Annotated in this window: 2 protein-coding genes; both read left to right on the top strand. The window is 44.7% G+C overall.

Going from position 1 to position 2517, the window contains the following annotated elements:
• Nucleotides 1-1852 (top strand): type II/IV secretion system ATPase subunit (locus tag LUQ50_RS12130; RefSeq protein ID WP_367279008.1); only part of this gene is annotated, 1852 nt, incomplete at its 5' end.
• The coding region (locus LUQ50_RS12125) for a type II secretion system F family protein (protein ID WP_300040097.1) at nt 1849-2517 on the top strand (669 nt) is incomplete at its 3' end. The genes LUQ50_RS12130 and LUQ50_RS12125, both read left to right, overlap by 4 nt.

The following is a 2517-nucleotide window of genomic DNA, read 5'->3' as shown; positions in this document are numbered from 1 at the left end:
AAGTATCGGGAATGGAAGAACGGATTCGAAAACCGGATCCAAAAAAACTGCAGATAAGACACAGAGACCCTCCAAAATAAAAGTACCTGGCATTAAGCCGGTACCAAAGGTTGCTCTCAGTGCAGCCGACAATCCTACTCCGGATACTCAAAAAACCGGCATCACACGCATAAAACTCCCAGTCCTTCAAAAGCATGAAGAAGAGATAACAGCACGGGAGAAAGACCTGAGTACTACCTTCATAACCGAAAAGGAGAGCACGGATCTTAAATATGAACGAAAACTCCTGAAGAAATTATCAATAGTACAGAAAAAGGGAGTCGAAACATATAATCTTGAAAAACACGGAAGTCTTCTTGATTTTCATCTTCCCCCCCCGTATTCATCAATACAGGAATACTGGGTGGAGCCTGGCCGGGCAAGAGTGGTAATTGCACTCAACAGCAGGACAAAACTGAAAGAATATCTCCTTTTTGAACCTGAGCTCTCTCCGTTTGAGTATGAACTGCTTGAACGTCTTCACGAAGATCTCAGGGATGTTCTTATCCTGACCGATGATGAACTGGGGATAGAGAGAAAAAAACTGCTCATCTCAAAGGTTGAGGATCTAATCTCATATTACGGACTTCATATCGATATCAAGTCCCGGTATAAAGTTGAGTATTATCTTATCAGAAACTACCTTGGCTGGGGAAGAATTAATGCCCTTATGATCGATCCCCTTATCGAAGATATTTCATGTGACGGGGATAATGTACCGATCTTCCTGTTTCACCGGAAAGAACAGAATATCAAGACTAATATCTCTTTTGATACGAATTCACTGATATCTCTCGCTATCACCCTCGCACAGCGTTCAGGGAAACACATCTCATCAGCAAGCCCGATCATCGATGCGACGATGCCCGAGGGATCACGTCTGCAACTGACCTTTGGTACCGAAGTGACCTCAAGGGGAACATCATTTACCATCAGGAAATTCCGCGAGACTCCCTTTACTCCCGTTGACCTTATGGATCTTCATACATTTAACGTGGAGATGCTTGTATACTTCTGGCTTTCAATTGAGAATAACATGAGCCTCGTATTTATCGGGGGAACCGCTTCCGGTAAAACCACATCGCTTAATGCCGTATCTCTTTTCATTCCCCCCCTGGCAAAGGTTATATCCATTGAAGATACCCGGGAAGTCACGCTCTTTCATGACAACTGGATAGCCAGTGTAACGAGAGAGATTGTTGCCGAAGGTGGAGGAACCCAGGTTGACATGTTCATGCTCCTGAAAGCTGCCATGAGACAACGGCCGGAGTACATCCTTGTCGGAGAGGTGCGGGGTCATGAAGCACAGACATTGTTCCAGGCAATGAACACCGGACATACCACATTCTCCACCATGCATGCAGGGAGTGTTGATGCTGCAATTCACCGGCTTGAAAATGAACCGTTAAATGTGCCACGAAACATGCTCCAGGCATTGAATATCATGAGCATTCAGAGACAGATCCAGATCGGACCTGACCGGGTCAGGCGATGCGACGAGATCGTTGAGATTGCCGGGATTGATCCTGCAACAGGTAATATCATGGTAAACACGGTATTCGAATACGACCCGGTGAGCGATGATTTTTCATATACAGGCAGATCCCAGGTTCTGGGAGATATTGCTACATTCCATGGATGGGGTCCTGAAAAACTGATAGAGGAGATGAATCGCCGGAAAGATGTACTTTCTGCAGTGAAAGACCAGAGTATCAGGGACTACGTGAGTTTTACCAAGATAATCCAGGCATATTACATCGACAAGGATAATGTAATCGACAATCTTGATGATCTTTCTGCACTCGTAGCATGATCGCCGATAAAATTGTTAAAAACTGGATATACAAAAACCCGGACAAATTTCATAGTCTTCATACTGACATTATCGGGATCAGGTCAGGCCTTACCGTTGAGCAGTTTTTAAACCGGGCAATCCTGGCAGGCCTGGCAACCGGGATTATATTCGGCATATGCGGATTTATCCTCGGATTCGCCCTTTTCTCCCTGAATCTGGGATTAAAACCGGAATTATATAATGTATTGAACCTGTCATTTGATCCCAATACTCAGGGTCTGCCAATAATAATCCTGATCCAGGTTGTTCTGGCATTGATCCTGTTTATTATCGGGGGGTTCCTGGGCTACTGGATTTATACCATTATTCCTTCACTGACAAAAAAATCCAGGGAGACAAAAATTGCCATAGGGCTTCCCAATGCTGTCTCATATATGTATGCCATGAGGAAAGGGGGAGCTGAGATCATCACCATCCTCAGATCCCTCTCTGAAATGTCTGCAATATATGGCGAAGTAGCTTTAGAATTTCGTCAGGCTGTAAGGGATTCTGATTTTTTTGGATATGACATTATAAACGCATTGAAACACGTAACCGAGACAACGCCAAGCAGAAAACTCCGTGACTTTCTTCAGGATCTCATCTCAACGGTTGAAAGCGGGGGAAACCTGGCGCAATTCCTT

This window comes from Methanospirillum sp. (genome assembly GCF_028679455.1).
GTDB lineage: Archaea > Halobacteriota > Methanomicrobia > Methanomicrobiales > Methanospirillaceae > Methanospirillum.
Note: the sequence above shows the minus strand (reverse complement) of the source record. Positions and strands in the feature narration are given on the sequence as shown.